This window comes from Bacillus sp. FSL K6-0073, assembly GCF_038006085.1.
GTDB lineage: Bacteria > Bacillota > Bacilli > Bacillales > Bacillaceae_G > Bacillus_A > Bacillus_A cereus.
The window spans coordinates 495370-510763 of record NZ_JBBOUN010000001.1; the positions used below are offsets into that span (position 1 = coordinate 495370).

The window sequence follows — 15394 nt, forward strand, 5'->3', positions numbered from 1 at the left end:
ATGTGAAATTTTATAATCTAAAAATAATAGGAGGAGAAGTGTATGTGTCTGTTCAGAAAATATTGGCATAAATTATCGAGAGTGTTTAATAGGCAATTAGATTATTTTTTAGATAATAAGTTATTACCTGCTGTGGAAAGACTTTTATTTTCACAAAACTTCGCGAGATTTATTCAAAGAAACTCTAAGCAAGCTACTGAAGAAGTTATTGAATCAAGTAGATTTCAATCTATTATTTGTAACATTTTAAAAGAATGTACTACATCACCTTTTAAAGAAATTGCAGAGCAGTATTTAGGTAAAAACGTAGAAATTACTGTGACAGTGGGACAGTTAACAGGCGTTATTGTAGCAGTTGGTGATGACTTCTTAACATTGCAAGAAGGAATAGGAACAGAAGTTTTATTACCATTTACAAGTATTATATCAATTAAAGAAGCGTAAGAAAGGAGCGTTATATATGTTATTTACTGATGAATTACGTAACCATGTTGGGGAACTAGTACAAGTTGTGACAGCTGTAGAAATCATTGCAGGCGTTCTTTTATCTGTGACGGATGGGGCAGTAATTGTTCGTACTTCTCCTTCTTATGGACCACCAGAAGATGTAATTGTGCGTATTCCTATTATTGCTTATGTTCGCTTGGAAGGGTAAGAGTGATACAAGTATGAGAGTGTCAGTTGTTATTCCAGTGCATAATGAAGCAAGTACTTTATCAAAAGTTTTAGGAGAAGTAAGAAAGCTCGAACCATATGAAATTATCATAGTAGATAATGGATCGACAGATGGTACGAAAGAAATAGCGCTACAGCATAATTGCCGTGTGATTTATTATAGATATTCCCTTGGTAATGATGTGGGACGGGCAATTGGTGCTAGAGAAGCAAAAGGTGAAATTGTTTTATTTTTAGATGGTGATATCGTCATGAAAAGTGAAGAATTATACAATTTTATTAAAGGAATACAGCAAGGACATGAGATTGTTTTAAATAATTTAACATGGTCCGTTTATTTGAAGATGAGACCGCATTATACGACGGTTGGAAAATATATGTTAAATCGTTATTTGAACAAGAAGGAGTTTGTTGTAGGATCTTTAATTGCAATACCACATGCGATAAGTCGTAAAGTGATTGAAAAACTGGGGTGGTGGAATTTAGCAGATCCAGCATTATTTCAAGCAATGGCGATGTCTAGAGGAGTAGATATTTCTGATATGGCTTCAGTTGATGTCATTTACACAAATAAAGTTCGTCCTGTCCATACGGGCACATCACCTGGCTCTCCTTATCCGAAAGCGACTAGTCGTATTATGGGTGATCATTTGCGTGCTTTACAATACGTAATCGAAACATACGGTAATCGCGGTGGTTTTTCAGAGGACAATAGAGATAGAGCGTTTGTAGGAAAGTATAAACCAGTTTTATTACAAAAGAAAAAAGCGAAATATAGTGCCATTATCCCGGTATCAGAAGAAAAAATAACTATAAGGTCTGTTATACAAGAAGTGAAAGAAGCAGGTGTAGATGAAATTATAGTTGTCGCGAATGGAGCAGATGTTGAGACTGTTAAACAGGCAAAGCTAGAGAATGTTATTGTAGTTGAATTTACGAAGGCGCTTGGACATAATGTAGCAAGAGCAATAGGGGCCATGCATGCTACGGCAGATATTTGTTTATTCGTTGATGGTGATTTTGTTATTCCAGCAAAAAAACTCACTCCATTTTTACATGCTGTTGAAGATGGAAATGACGTGGTGTTAAATGATTTACAATGCTTATTAGATATGTTTCATCCAGCAGATCCAATTAGTATGGGAAAATACTTTTTGAATTTGGTAGCGAAAAGACCAGATTTATGGAATAACTCACTAACTGCTGTACCACATGCCATGCATAAGAAGGTAATAGAGAGAATAGGATATGACTCCCTTATCATTCCGCCATTAGCACAAGTGAAAGCTATTTTAGAAGGATTCTCTATTACAACAGTAGAGTTAGTAGATGTTATAAAAACAAATCGAGTACGTCCAGAGCAACACGAATTTGTAAATGGGCGTATTTCAGCGTTTGATCGTATTTTCGGTGATCAACTTGAGGCGGTTACGTATTTATTACAACGTACGGACGAACGTGGTGGCTTTACTGATGGAGATAGAGATAGAGATATCATTCAACAATTGAGAAGGGAAGAAGAGAATACAAATGAATAGTAGTAAAGTAGCTATTATTGGGTTAGGGTATGTTGGCCTTCCTTTAGCGGTACATTTTGCAGAAAGAGGGCATACAGTACTTGGATTAGATAAAGATATTAGAAAAATAGACTCAATTATAAAAGGAGAAAGTTATATTCCAGATGTTTCTTCTAAAGAGTTACAAAGTTTATTGACGAAAAAAAAATTAACAGTAAACACACCGGATCAAGGCATTGCTGATTTTCAAAATAGTGATTATGTTATTGTCACCGTCCCGACTCCAATTAATGAACAAAGAGAACCAGACTTAAGTGCCCTCATTTCAGCTTCGCATTATATACAACAAAACCTTCAAAAAGGACAAACCTTCATTTTTGAAAGCTCCACATATCCAGGCACACTTGAAGAAGTCATCCTACCTATTATTTCTCAAAATAGTAACAAGGTAGGGGAAGATTTCTATATCGGATATTCCCCTGAGAGAATTGATCCAGCAAATAGTCAATATTCAGTTCAAGCTATTCCAAAAGTTATTAGTGGACAAACAGAAAAGTGTAGACAAAAGGTACAGGATTTATATAGTACCATTTTTGACGAAGTTGTACCTGTTAGCTCTCCGAAAGTAGCAGAGATGTGCAAGCTATTTGAAAATATTCAGCGCTTAGTTAACATTTCTTTAGTAAATGAACTAAACACACTATGTGAAAGTTTAGGAATTGATTTTTATGAGGCGCTTGAAGCCGCATCTACAAAACCGTTTGGATTTACCCCATATTGGCCAGGACCAGGAATAGGAGGACATTGCATTCCAGTAGACCCTTTATATTTTCAATGGAGAATAAAAAAGAATGGGGCAATTAGTCAATTAATTGAGGCAGCACATATAATTAATGAAGAAATGCCAGAGAAAATAGTCCGAAAAGTAAAAGGCATGGTGCAATCACCTGCATCAGTTTTAATTGTAGGAATTGCTTATAAGAAAGATGTAAATGATTTGAGAGAATCACCAGCGTTACCGATTATTCAATTATTAAGAAATCAAGGATACGAGATAGAATATCATGATCCTTATATTTCTTTCGCGGAAATTGGAGATAAGGTGTATCAATCTGTTTCTTTAGATGAAGAAAAAGTTAAAAAAGCGGATTGTATTTTAATTTTAACGGATCATTCTAATATTGATTGGAAGCTTTTTAAAGGAATGGACCGAGTAATAGATACACGCGGGATTGTAAAGAAGGTGAGTAAATGAGTAAGAAATGTTTAATTACAGGTGGGGCCGGATTTATCGGGTCGCATTTAGCTGAAGAGTTGATGAGAAGAGGTTATGAGGTCACTGTTGTGGATAACTTTTATAAAGGTAAAAATAAGTACCATGAAGAGTTAATGAAAAAAATCCGTGTTATTCCAATAAGTGTTTTAGATAAAAATTCTATTTATGAATTAGTAGATCAGCATGATGTCGTGTTTCATTTAGCAGCAATTTTAGGTGTGAAAACAACAATGGAAAAAAGTATAGAGCTCATAGAAACGAATTTTGATGGGACGAGAAATATTTTACAAGCAGCGTTAAAAGGAAAGAAGAAAGTAGTTTTTGCTTCTACTTCAGAAGTATATGGTAAGGCCAAGCCGCCTTTCTCTGAAGAGGGAGATCGATTATACGGGGCAACTTCTAAAATTCGTTGGAGTTATGCAGTTTGTAAAACGTTGGAAGAGACATTATGTTTAGGATACGCATTAGAAGGTTTACCGGTAACGATTGTTCGATATTTTAATATTTATGGTCCAAGAGCGAAAGATGGTCCGTATGCAGGGGTAATCCCGCGATTTATTAGTGCGGCTTTGCAAGGAGAAGACATTCTCGTATATGGAGATGGAAAGCAGACACGTTGCTTTACGTATGTAAGTGATGCGGTAGAGGCAACGATTCGGGCAATGGATGAGAAGGTAAATGGTGAGATTATTAATATAGGTTCTGAGAATGAAAAGAGCATAAAAGAAGTAGCAGAAGTAATTAAAAAATTAACGAATTCTTCTTCAAAGATTGTACAAGTGCCTTTTGAAAAAGTATATCCTTATGGTTTTGAAGAAATTCCAAATAGAAGACCAGACGTAACAAAATTAAAAGAGCTTGTTCAATTTCAAGCGAAAGTAACGTGGGAAAACGGATTGAAGGAAACAATTAAGTGGTTTCGTGAACAAAACAATGGCTAAGTCATTATCTGTTATTATTCCTGCATGTAATGAGGTCGATACGATTTCAGACGTTATTCAATCGGTAAGACCATTAAATCCAGTAGAAATTATTGTAGTAGCAAACGGTTGTAATGATGGAACAGAAGATGTTGCAGATCGTTTAGGGTGTAAAGTAATCAAACATACAGAGCTACTAGGGAACGATGTTGGACGTGCAGTCGGCGCAAAACATGCGATAGGTGATGTATTACTATTTATAGATGGTGATTTTGCTATTCAAACTTCAAAATTAAAATTATTCCTTAATCCGATTTTATACGATCAGGCAGATGTAGTTTTAAATAATTTGGATGCATTATTTTTAAAAAGGCAAAAACCTACTTCTATTACAGTATGGCGCCAAATATTAAATGCAATGTTAGAGCGTGAAGAATTAAAAATTAATTCTTTATTAGATGTACCTCATGCGCTGACGAAAGAAGTCGTTCAAAGCATCGGATATGAATGTTTTGTTAATCCTATTGTGGCTCATTTACGCCTACTTCAAAGTAAATGGAGAATTAGTCGTCATTGCGCCATTGACGTTATTACGCCAAATAAATTTCGTCCATTCCAGCATGCTGCATATGGAACAAATCTTTCCCAATCTGAAAAAAGAATGATAGGTGATCATATAGAAGCAGTAGCGGCACGGATATTAAGCAGTGATGAGCGCGGAGGATATTATGATGGAAATAGGAAAAGGGATAGTGTCTATCATACTTTAAGTTTTGAAGAGTTTTATCAAGGATGGGGTGTCACATCTAATTTGTATAAAGGAAAGCAACTATCTGTTGTTATTCCCGTACAAGATGAAGAGAAAACAATTGGAAACGTTATAGAAGAGCTTCGCAAAATTGAACCCTTCGAAATTATCGTTGTCGTAAATGGTTCGTCAGATAAAACGAAAAAAATTGCAAAAGACAAAGGGGCAACGACAATTGTATATAAAGAAGCACTCGGAAATGATGTAGGGCGCTCACTTGGAACGTATTTTGCAAAAGGAGAAATTGTGTTATTTATAGACGGCGATTTTGTTATTCCAGCGAGTGAGCTATATCCTTTTGCAAAAGCTATAGCAGATGGAAAGGACGTCGCATTAAATGATTTAAATCATTATTTAGATTTAAGAGTACCGCTTCATCTTGTAACTGCATTTAAATATGCACTAAATTTAGCTTGTGATAGAAAGGATTTAGGGGTAGGCTCACTTATTGCGGTACCTAATGCATTTAGCCAAAAGTGTTTGAAAGCAATTGGGTATAAATCTTTATTGTCACCTTGTGTAGCACAAGTGAAGGCTCTTCTTTCTGGATTTGAAATTGCATGTGTATATCGTGTTGAGGTTGATAAGATGAATCGTATTCGTCCCAGTGAACATTTCGCAAAAATAGGTCACCCTCCAGCTGTACTTCGAATTATAGGTGATCATATAGAGGGACTAGAGCAAATAATTGCATTAACAGACAATCGTGGCGGATTCTATGATGGCAATAGAAAAAGAGATGTTTTATAGAAGTAACAAAAAAAGTGTACAACATGTGTACACTTTTTTGTTCTGTTATAAAAACTATAACAGATTAGGAGATAAGAGTATTACAGCTCTACAATGGGTATTGTTCTTATATTACAAAATAGGACTCGTATATAAGGGTACCAAAAAAATACAATTAAGGAAAGAGTTAATTTTAAAGACTTTTAAATGAAGTTAACACTATATATATAGTAGTTTGCTCAACATTTCACAAACATGTCACAACTATTTCGTTCACTTTCGTAAAAAAGTAGTATTCTAAGTGTGTAAGCTGTTATATAAAAAATCTTAGTCCTGTACTAATCAAAAATGGAGGAGATTAGGATGACTCAAGTATTAGAAAATGTTAAAAACGCATGGGAAAACTTTAAAGGTGAAAAATGGAAAGCAGAGATTGATGTTCGCGATTTCATTTTAAATAATGTAAACGTTTTCGAAGGGGACGAATCTTTCTTAGCAGAAGCAACTGAAGCAACGAAACAACTTTGGGATCAAGTAATGGATTTAACAACAAAAGAACGTGAAAACGGTGGCGTTCTTGATATGGATACAAAAATTGTTTCTTCTATTACATCACATGACCCAGGATACTTAAATAAAGATATTGAAAAAGTAGTCGGTTTCCAAACTGATAAACCGTTTAAGCGTTCTTTACAACCATATGGTGGTATTCGTATGGCAGAACAAGCTTGTGAATCTTATGGATACGAAATGGATAAAGAACTTAGTCGTATTTTTAGAGATTGGAGAAAAACTCATAACCAAGGTGTATTTGATGCTTATACACCAGAAATGAGAGCTGCTCGTAAGTCAGGTGTTATTACTGGTCTTCCAGATGCATACGGACGTGGACGTATTATCGGTGACTATCGCCGCGTAGCGTTATATGGGGTAGATCATTTAATTGAAGCGAAAAAAGCTGATTTAAATTTAACTGGCGGTGTAATGAGCGAAGAGACAATGCGTTTACGCGAAGAATTATCTGAGCAAATGCGTGCACTTCAAGAGTTAAAACAAATGGCTGCTTCTCATGGCTTCGATATTTCTAAGCCAGCAACAAACACGCAAGAAGCATTCCAATGGTTATACTTCGCATATCTTGCAGCAATTAAAGAGCAAAACGGAGCTGCAATGAGTCTTGGACGTACTTCTACATTCTTAGATATTTACATTGAAAGAGATTTAGCAAATGGTACTTTAACAGAAGAAGAAGTACAAGAAATTGTAGATCACTTCATTATGAAATTACGTCTTGTGAAATTTGCAAGAACACCTGATTATAATGAATTATTCTCTGGTGACCCAACTTGGGTAACTGAGTCTATCGGTGGTATGGCATTAGATGGTCGTCCATTAGTAACAAAGAACTCATTCCGTTTCTTGCATACATTAGATAATTTAGGACCAGCTCCAGAACCAAACTTAACAGTTCTTTGGTCTAAACAATTACCAGAGAACTTTAAAAACTACTGTGCGAAAATGTCTATTAAAACATCAGCAATTCAATATGAAAATGATGACATTATGCGTGCTGACTACGGCGATGACTACGGTATTGCATGTTGCGTATCTGCAATGAGAATTGGTAAACAAATGCAATTCTTCGGCGCACGTGCAAACTTAGCAAAAGCATTACTATATGCGATTAACGGTGGTAAAGATGAAAAATCTAAAGCACAAGTTGGTCCTGAGTACGCACCAATTACTTCTGAAGTATTAAATTATGAAGAAGTTATGCATAAGTTTGATATGACAATGGAATGGTTGGCGGGTCTATATTTAAACACATTAAATGTTATCCATTACATGCATGATAAATATAGCTATGAACGTATTGAAATGGCACTTCATGATACAAACGTTCTTCGTACAATGGCAACAGGTATTGCTGGTCTATCTGTAGTAGCAGATTCATTAAGTGCAATTAAATACGCAAAAGTAAAACCAATTCGTGATGAAAATGGTATTGCAGTTGACTTCAAGATTGAAGGAGATTTCCCTAAATACGGTAACAATGATGATCGTGTAGATGAGATTGCTGTAAATCTTGTAAAAACATTTATGAATAAACTTCGTAAACATAAAACATACAGAAATTCTGTTCATACAATGTCAATCTTAACAATCACATCTAACGTTGTATACGGTAAGAAAACTGGTAATACTCCAGATGGCCGCCGTACTGGAGAACCATTTGCACCAGGTGCGAACCCAATGCATGGACGTGATACAAAAGGTGCATTAGCTTCATTATTATCTGTGGCTAAATTACCATATGAAGATGCACAAGATGGTATTTCTAATACATTCTCTATTATTCCGAAAGCACTTGGTAAAGAAGATGATGTACAAGTACGTAACTTAGTATCAATGCTTGATGGCTATGCAGTAAAAGAAGGCCACCACTTAAATATTAACGTATTTAACCGTGAAACATTAATGGATGCAATGGAACATCCTGAGAAATATCCACAATTAACAATTCGCGTATCTGGTTACGCTGTAAACTTTATTAAATTAACTCGTGAACAACAAATTGATGTAATTAACCGTACAATGCATGAAAGCATGTAAATGAAAAAAGTGTCCCTTCGCTCTTAATATATAGCGAAGGGAGGCTGTTTCAATAAAGGAGGAAGTAACATGGTAAAAGGAAGAATACATTCTGTAGAGTCTTGTGGTACTGTTGATGGCCCAGGGATTCGTTATGTCATATTTACACAAGGGTGTTTATTACGTTGTCAATATTGTCATAATGCTGATACGTGGGAAATCGGTAAAGGTAAAGAAATAACAGTTGAAGAAGTGATGCAGGATGTGACATGTTACCTTCCATTTATTGAAGCTTCCGGAGGCGGTATAACAGTTAGCGGTGGAGAGCCATTATTACAGCTAGACTTTTTAATTGAGTTGTTTAAAAAGTGTAAAGAGGCTGGTATCCATACAACAATCGACTCTTCTGGTGGTTGTTATTCTGAGGAACCAGAATTCCAAAATAAGCTAGATATTTTAATGGATTATACAGATTTAGTTTTATTGGATCTGAAACATATCGATTCCAAAAAGCATCGTAAATTAACAGGGAAACCAAATGAACATATTTTACAATTTGCTCGTTATTTATCGGATAAGAATAAACCGATTTGGGTACGACACGTATTAGTTCCTGGTGTTACGGATAATGAAGAGGATCTACAAAAACTATCTAGCTTTATTCAAAGTCTGTCTAATGTTCAAAAAGTTGAAGTGTTACCATATCATAAGCTTGGTGTATATAAATGGGAGGCGCTTGGACACAAGTATCCACTCGCAAATGTAGAACCACCTACTGAGAAAAATGTAGAACATGCTAAATATATTTTACAAGCGGTCTAATCCAAATATTGGATTAGGCTTTTTGCTTTCTTTACAATAAAATCTAGAGTATATATTGATAAAAGAGTATACTGAAAGTAGAATATCCATAATTTTGTACGGAATAAATGGAGAAATTTACATAATTGTAAAGGGAAATCAAAATAGTAAAAAGAATTAAGAAGTAAAAGAGTGAGTATCATGGAATAGAGAACATTTGTAAGTTATTGCGAAAGCTCTTATAGGAAAGTATAATGTAAAGATATGAGCACAGATAGGATTAAGGGGTCAATCTTATATGCTTTGCATATCCACGACAGGTACATAGCTGAAAGGGAATTATTAGAATCTGTTTATGTAATTTTTAAGGAAAATGTTTTTCCTATTGTCGTATATGCAATATGGAGAAACAAAAAGCTAGGAGTGGATTTGTTTGATAAAAAACCCCAAGGTTTTAATATTAACTGCACATTACGGTAATGGTCATGTGCAAGTAGCAAAAACATTAGAACAAACATTTCGCCAAAAAGGAATTGAAGATGTTATTGTATGCGACTTGTTTGGAGAATCACATCCATTTATAACTGACATTACAAAATATCTATATTTAAAAAGTTATACAATAGGAAAAGAATTATATCGTTTGTTTTATTACGGGGTAGAAAAAATTTATGATAAGAAAATAGCATCTTGGTATGCGAACTTTGGAAGGAAACGTTTGAAAACACTTTTACAGGTGGAGAAACCAGATATTGTAATTAATACATTTCCAATTATCGCTGTACCAGAATTAAAGAAACAAACAGGTATTTCAATTCCTGTCTATAATGTATTAACGGATTTTTGCGTGCACAAAATATGGATTCATCGAGAAGTAGATCGTTATTTTGTTGCAACGGATCATGTGAAAGAATTGATGGTTGATATCGGTGTACCTGCGGAACAAATTGTTGAAACAGGAATTCCAATTCGGAGTAGTTTTGAGTTAAAGGTAAATCCAGAAATCATATATAATAAATATCAGTTATGTAAGAATAAAAAGATTTTACTAATTGTAGCAGGTGCTCATGGGGTATTAGGAAATGTAAAAGAACTATGCCAATCATTTATGTCAGTGCCTAATTTACAAGTAGTTGTCGTTTGTGGGAAAAATGAAGCTTTAAAACAGGATTTATTAAGTTTACAGAAGCAAAATTCCGATGCATTAAAAGTGTTTGGGTATGTTGAAAATATTGATGAATTATTCCGTGTTACTTCTTGTATGATTACGAAGCCAGGCGGAATAACATTAAGTGAAGCAGCAGCGTTGCAAGTACCTGTCATTTTATATAAGCCTGTTCCAGGACAAGAAAATGAAAATGCGATGTACTTTGAAAGAAAGGGAGCAGCAGTTGTCATTCGCGATGATAGTGAGGTTTTTGCAAAAACAGAGGCATTATTACAAGATGATGTGAAGCTTCTTCAAATGAAAGAAGCAATGAAAAGCATCTATCTTCCAGAGCCAGCTGGCCATATTGTAGATGCAATTTTGGCGGAAAATCATGCAGAACCGCGTCATATACCTATTAAATCACCTGCTCTTGCACAATCTTTTACTTAATATGAAACCCTCTTTGTATATGTAAAGAGGGTTCTTTATTATTTTTAAAGAAAATTTAGTGAGTTATCCACAAAAGGATTGCGCTTTCATTAAACAGTAAAGTCGGAATATTAACAACTATATCCACATTGTCCACAATTTTTAGAAAAATATCCACAATTAAAACAGCTGATATATGCTTTAATATAGAAAAATATTAAATGTTTTTGAAAATTACTAACAATTTCATCGGTTTTGTGGATAAAGTTGTCCACAGCAAAAAAGTCCCTTATGTATAAGGGGCTTTTTTGCTTACTTCTATCAGTCGAGAAAATTATGTAATGAAAATGAATAATTAGGGGGGAAACTTCTAATTATTCATTTTCACTTTAAATGCTTTTCGAGCGATATCCTGCTGCACGATCTGCTTTTTGAAATTCGCGTTGATAGAGAACTTCTTGTGTACTAGATAATGTGTTTTTTGCTTTATCACGTTTCTTTTTATCCATTACAAATCACCTCGTGTCTTAAAGTTACTATTTATCGTTTCCAAAGACATGAGGGGATATACGCATATGGAAAATGTTAACGATTGATTATCATTTCAGAAAATTTAGATTACGCTTCTTTTAATTGATGAGCATCTTGGAAGGTTGTATCTCGCATTGTAGCAAGTGTGTATTGATCTTTTGGAATTTCATATAAGTTATACACTTCTTCGTTTGCGTTAATTTCATCATATACGGCTTTTCTTGTTTCGTTTGCTAGATTCACATATTGCAGTTTTTCTGCAGCTTTAATAGAACGAATATTTATTTTACGAATACGCATGAAAATTGTTTCAATATCTAATTCATAGAAAAGTTCACTAAAAAATGAATCTTTTGCCAATTTGTTATAGCCTTTTCCATGATATGGTTTGCCAAGCCATGTCCCGAGAAATCCAGCTTTTTCTTGCACATCAAATAAAGTGATTGTTCCGATAGGGTTACCCCATTCATCTAAAATTGTGCGTGAAATTAATTCACCACGCTCTTCAGCTTCAATCGTTTGTTTCGTTAAGAATAAATATTCTTCATAAGAATAAGCCTTTTGACGCACAAAAGGGAAGACAGCTGGATCCACCATTAACTCGTATAGAACGTGGCTGTCGTGTAAGTCGCGTTTTTTCAACATACTAACTCCTCCTCACACGAGGGTAGCATGACGAAAAAACACCCCACCCTCGAAATTTTTATATCAATCTTTAAAAAATTTCGGGGTGGGAATCGAACCCACTAGAACCAGTTTCTAACGCTGGTGGCGCACCATTTGCCTTCCCCATTCATCAATTTGAAAATGATAATCACGACACAAATTGATTATGGTTTCATTCAGTTTATAATCGTATAATACTTTATCTAGTCAAAAAAATAAACTAGTTTTTTTTATTTTTTTTGTAAATTATTTTTCCATCAATCATAGTTAGTACAGGCTTGGCTAAATAATGGAAAGGATGATGAGTCCATAGCACGAGATCGGCGTCTTTTCCAACCTCGATGCTTCCAATTCTATCCTCTAAACGCAAATTTCGTGCTGGGAATATGGTGATTCCTTCTAGTGCTGTTTTCTCGTCTAACCCTTCTCTTACTGCAACAGCAGCGCAAACATTTAAATATTGAATGGGTGTATAAGGATGATCTGTTGTGATAGAAACTTCCACACCATTTTTTGATAATATATGGTAAGTATCCCATGTTTTATTTTTTAGTTCGATTTTAGAACGGCGTGTCAGAGTGGGACCAACTGAAACCTTCAAATTGTGTTTTGAAAGTTCTTCAACAATAAAGTGTCCTTCTGTGCAATGTTCAATGCGTAAATCGAGATTGAATTCTGTTGCAAAGCGTAGAGCAGAACTAATATCATCTGCTCGGTGAGCGTGGATACGTACGGGTATTTCACGACGTAATGCTTTTAGAATAGGAAGCATTCGAAAATCAGCTTCGTGCCCGTAATGTTGTGCTTCATAGAATGATTCCCGAAGTAACCCCATAATCCCCATACGTGTAATGGATTCTTTTGTTCCATTACTATGGACTTTTTTAGGATTTTCTCCAAAGGCAATCTTTAAACCAGCAGGTTCTTGAATAATCATATGATCAATACAAGTTCCAGCTGTTTTTATTACACAAGTAGTACCCCCGATAATATTTTGACTGCCAGGCATAACGTGAACGGTTGTAATTCCGTTTTGTACAGCGTCTTGAAAGGCAATATCGAAAGGATGGATTCCATCTAAAGAACGAATATGTGGTGTTGAAACTTCAGATGTTTCATTGGCATCATTTCCAGCCCAACCAGTACCTTCATCATAGAGACCAAGGTGAGTATGGACATCAATAAAGCCAGGTAAGAGATGGAGTGCTCGTGCATCTATAACGGTCATATCTTGAGTAGGTGGAATAAAAGGTTTGACCTCGGTAATTCGCTCTCCTGTAACGAGTACATCTCCTTGAAACTTTTGAGATGTAATAGGGTATACAATGGCTTGTTTGAGCAATATTTTCATAGGTACCTCATTTCTGTTACTTTATAATGCTAATGGAAGTTAAGGGAAAGTAACTGAAAGGTTATTTGTGTGGTAATGCTTCGGATCCTAGAAAATGAAAGTTTTGAAAGAGCCCATGTAAAATTGTGTTTTAGAAGTACTACATTGTATGCGAAAGTATATTTTGTAATGCATGGTCTATTTCTGGAAATGTGTATTGGTATCCATGTTCAATTGCTTTAATGGGTAATACACGTTGCCCTTCTAGTACAAGTATGCTCATTTCACCTAATAAAGTTTGAATGATAAAAGAAGGTACAGGCAACCAATGGGGCTTTTTCATTATAGTTGCAATGGTTTCTCCAAATTCCTTCATTCTTATAGGTGTTGGTGCTGTCATATTAAGAGGACCATCAATTTCTTTTTTGTGTATGATGAAATCCATCATACGAACGACATCGTCTATATGAATCCATGATAACCATTGCTTCCCAGAACCAATGGTGCCGCCGATATAGAATTGATAGGGAAGTAGCATTTTTGGAAGAGCTCCTTCATTTGTACCTAATACAACTCCAAATCTTGCGTAGATTGTTCGTATTCCGAGAGAACGTGCTTTAGATGCTTCTTGTTCCCATGAATATACTGTATTTGCTAAAAAGTCAATTCCAGGAGTCTCATGCTGTTCTGTAAAAGACTCTATTTCAGACGTTCCATAGTATCCAATAGCACTTGCGTTAATAAATGTGTGTGGCTTTGTATGGAGTCCCTGCAATTGTTTAATGAGTCCTTTTGTTGTTTGAATTCTACTGTTTAAAATGGCTTTCTTTTGTTGCTTTGTCCATCTACTATTAATAGACTCTCCCGCTAGATTAATAACTACATCAATAGAAGAGAGGGGGAAGGTTTGTAAATCTGGTGTCCATTGAACATACTGAAGGTTAGGATCGGAAGTTTCAGTAGTTTTTTTTCGTGTGAGAATGTAAACAGTATATCCTTTTTGAATAAAAAAAGTAGAAAGGGATTTACCGATAAAGCCTGTACCACCAGAAATTGCGATTTTCACAAGTATTTCCTCCTCATTATATATATTCTTGAAAAGAAAAAATGTTCCTCGACTATGTTAAAATAATAGAGAGGTGAGAGTATGGCTGTCATTACAAAAATAGAAGTACAAAAACGATCGAAAGAACGATTTAATATTTATATTGATAAAGGTCAAGGCGAAGAGTACGGATTTAGTGTGGATCAAGTAATCTTAATAAAGCATGGATTACAAAAAGGCTTAGAAATTGATGAAATCGAGTTAGGAAATATTTTGTACAATGAAGAAGTGCAAAAAGCATATTTACAAGCAATCTCCTATTTATCCTATCAAATGAGAACAAAACAAGAAATAGAAGATTTTTTACGAAAAAAAGAAGCGGGACAGGCCATCATCTCTGAAGTCGTTTCGAAATTATTACATGACCGATATATTAATGATAAAGAGTATGCTGTTTTATATACGCGAACGCAAAGTAATGTGAATCGAAAAGGTCCAACTGTTATTAAAAGAGAGTTATTAAATAAAGGTGTTCAGGATTTAATTATTACACATAGTTTACAAGAATATCCGAAGGAAAAGCAAATTGAGAATGCCTTGTTTCTCATAGAGAAGAAGAAAAAATCTTATCAAAAACATTCTTTTTTACAAATGAAACTAAAGTTAGATGAGATGCTTGTTCGAAAAGGATATTCTAGAGAAGTAATTCAAATTTGTTTGGAAGAATTGAAAGACGAAAAAGATGACGAAAAGCAACAAGAAGCGTTACACTATCATGGGAATAAATATTATGAGAAATATAAGAAGCATGATGGATGGACATTTGAAAACAAGATGAAACAAGCGTTATATCGAAAAGGATTCTCTATTGATGAAATCGAGATATTTTTGCAAATGAAACGCGAAGAGGAATGAGGAGAATAAG

The 15394-nt window shown here is 34.9% G+C and carries 15 protein-coding genes; 11 read left to right on the plus strand and 4 right to left on the minus strand.

Annotated elements, in window-relative coordinates:
- Positions 1 to 42: 42 nt before the first annotated feature.
- The 10 genes from MHB52_RS02550 (at position 43) to MHB52_RS02595 (ending at position 10918) form a co-directional block, all read left to right on the plus strand.
- A complete protein-coding gene (locus MHB52_RS02550; RefSeq protein WP_061663407.1) occupies positions 43 to 444 on the plus strand; it encodes a hypothetical protein in 402 nt (133 codons plus the stop codon).
- 16 nt (positions 445 to 460) lie between these two features.
- Positions 461 to 655 carry a hypothetical protein gene (locus MHB52_RS02555; protein WP_000899468.1) on the plus strand — a complete coding sequence of 65 codons (195 nt, stop codon included), beginning with the start codon at positions 461 to 463 and terminating at the stop codon, positions 653 to 655.
- Between the two features lie 13 nt (positions 656 to 668).
- Positions 669 to 2213: a glycosyltransferase family 2 protein gene (locus MHB52_RS02560; protein WP_001266452.1), complete on the plus strand. Its 1545-nt coding sequence runs from the start codon at positions 669 to 671 to the stop codon at positions 2211 to 2213.
- On the plus strand, positions 2206 to 3447 hold the full coding sequence (locus MHB52_RS02565; RefSeq protein ID WP_001088930.1) for a nucleotide sugar dehydrogenase: 1242 nt from the start codon (positions 2206 to 2208) through the stop codon (positions 3445 to 3447). The genes MHB52_RS02560 and MHB52_RS02565 overlap by 8 nt, the downstream gene beginning before the upstream one ends.
- Positions 3444 to 4409 (plus strand): NAD-dependent epimerase/dehydratase family protein, encoded by a 966-nt coding sequence (locus MHB52_RS02570; RefSeq protein WP_061663410.1) that lies wholly within the window; start codon positions 3444 to 3446, stop codon positions 4407 to 4409. Before MHB52_RS02565 ends, MHB52_RS02570 begins: the two co-directional genes overlap by 4 nt.
- The gene (locus tag MHB52_RS02575; RefSeq protein WP_016117125.1) at positions 4402 to 5946 is read left to right on the plus strand and encodes a glycosyltransferase family 2 protein; all 1545 of its coding nucleotides are present in this window, start codon (positions 4402 to 4404) and stop codon (positions 5944 to 5946) included. Before MHB52_RS02570 ends, MHB52_RS02575 begins: the two co-directional genes overlap by 8 nt.
- Positions 5915 to 6136: a hypothetical protein gene (locus MHB52_RS02580; protein WP_016117126.1), complete on the plus strand. Its 222-nt coding sequence runs from the start codon at positions 5915 to 5917 to the stop codon at positions 6134 to 6136. Before MHB52_RS02575 ends, MHB52_RS02580 begins: the two co-directional genes overlap by 32 nt.
- 152 nt (positions 6137 to 6288) lie before the next feature.
- Positions 6289 to 8538: a formate C-acetyltransferase gene (pflB, locus tag MHB52_RS02585; RefSeq protein ID WP_044795654.1), complete on the plus strand. Its 2250-nt coding sequence runs from the start codon at positions 6289 to 6291 to the stop codon at positions 8536 to 8538.
- A 69-nt stretch (positions 8539 to 8607) separates the two neighbouring features.
- The gene (gene pflA / locus MHB52_RS02590; RefSeq protein WP_000238467.1) at positions 8608 to 9339 is read left to right on the plus strand and encodes a pyruvate formate-lyase-activating protein; all 732 of its coding nucleotides are present in this window, start codon (positions 8608 to 8610) and stop codon (positions 9337 to 9339) included.
- A 412-nt stretch (positions 9340 to 9751) separates the two neighbouring features.
- Complete coding sequence (locus MHB52_RS02595) at positions 9752 to 10918, plus strand: diglucosyl diacylglycerol synthase (protein WP_000594688.1); 1167 nt, start codon at positions 9752 to 9754, stop codon at positions 10916 to 10918.
- 368 nt (positions 10919 to 11286) lie between these two features.
- Here MHB52_RS02595 and MHB52_RS02600 read toward each other — a convergent pair whose 3' ends face one another.
- The 4 genes from MHB52_RS02600 to MHB52_RS02615 form a co-directional block, all read right to left on the minus strand.
- Entirely contained in the window at positions 11287 to 11406 is a 120-nt protein-coding gene (locus MHB52_RS02600; protein WP_000358482.1) for a YfhE family protein, read from the minus strand.
- A 109-nt stretch (positions 11407 to 11515) separates the two neighbouring features.
- On the minus strand, positions 11516 to 12073 hold the full coding sequence (locus MHB52_RS02605; RefSeq protein ID WP_000914737.1) for a GNAT family N-acetyltransferase: 558 nt from the start codon (positions 12071 to 12073) through the stop codon (positions 11516 to 11518).
- Between the two features lie 241 nt (positions 12074 to 12314).
- A complete protein-coding gene (locus MHB52_RS02610) occupies positions 12315 to 13445 on the minus strand; it encodes an amidohydrolase (protein ID WP_000698314.1) in 1131 nt (376 codons plus the stop codon).
- A gap of 139 nt (positions 13446 to 13584) precedes the next feature.
- Complete coding sequence (locus tag MHB52_RS02615; RefSeq protein WP_044795655.1) at positions 13585 to 14490, minus strand: TIGR01777 family oxidoreductase; 906 nt, start codon at positions 14488 to 14490, stop codon at positions 13585 to 13587.
- 81 nt (positions 14491 to 14571) lie between these two features.
- On the opposite strand from MHB52_RS02615, the gene recX reads away from it, so the two are divergent.
- The gene (recX, locus tag MHB52_RS02620; RefSeq protein ID WP_000268500.1) at positions 14572 to 15384 is read left to right on the plus strand and encodes a recombination regulator RecX; all 813 of its coding nucleotides are present in this window, start codon (positions 14572 to 14574) and stop codon (positions 15382 to 15384) included.
- Positions 15385 to 15394: the final 10 nt, after the last annotated feature.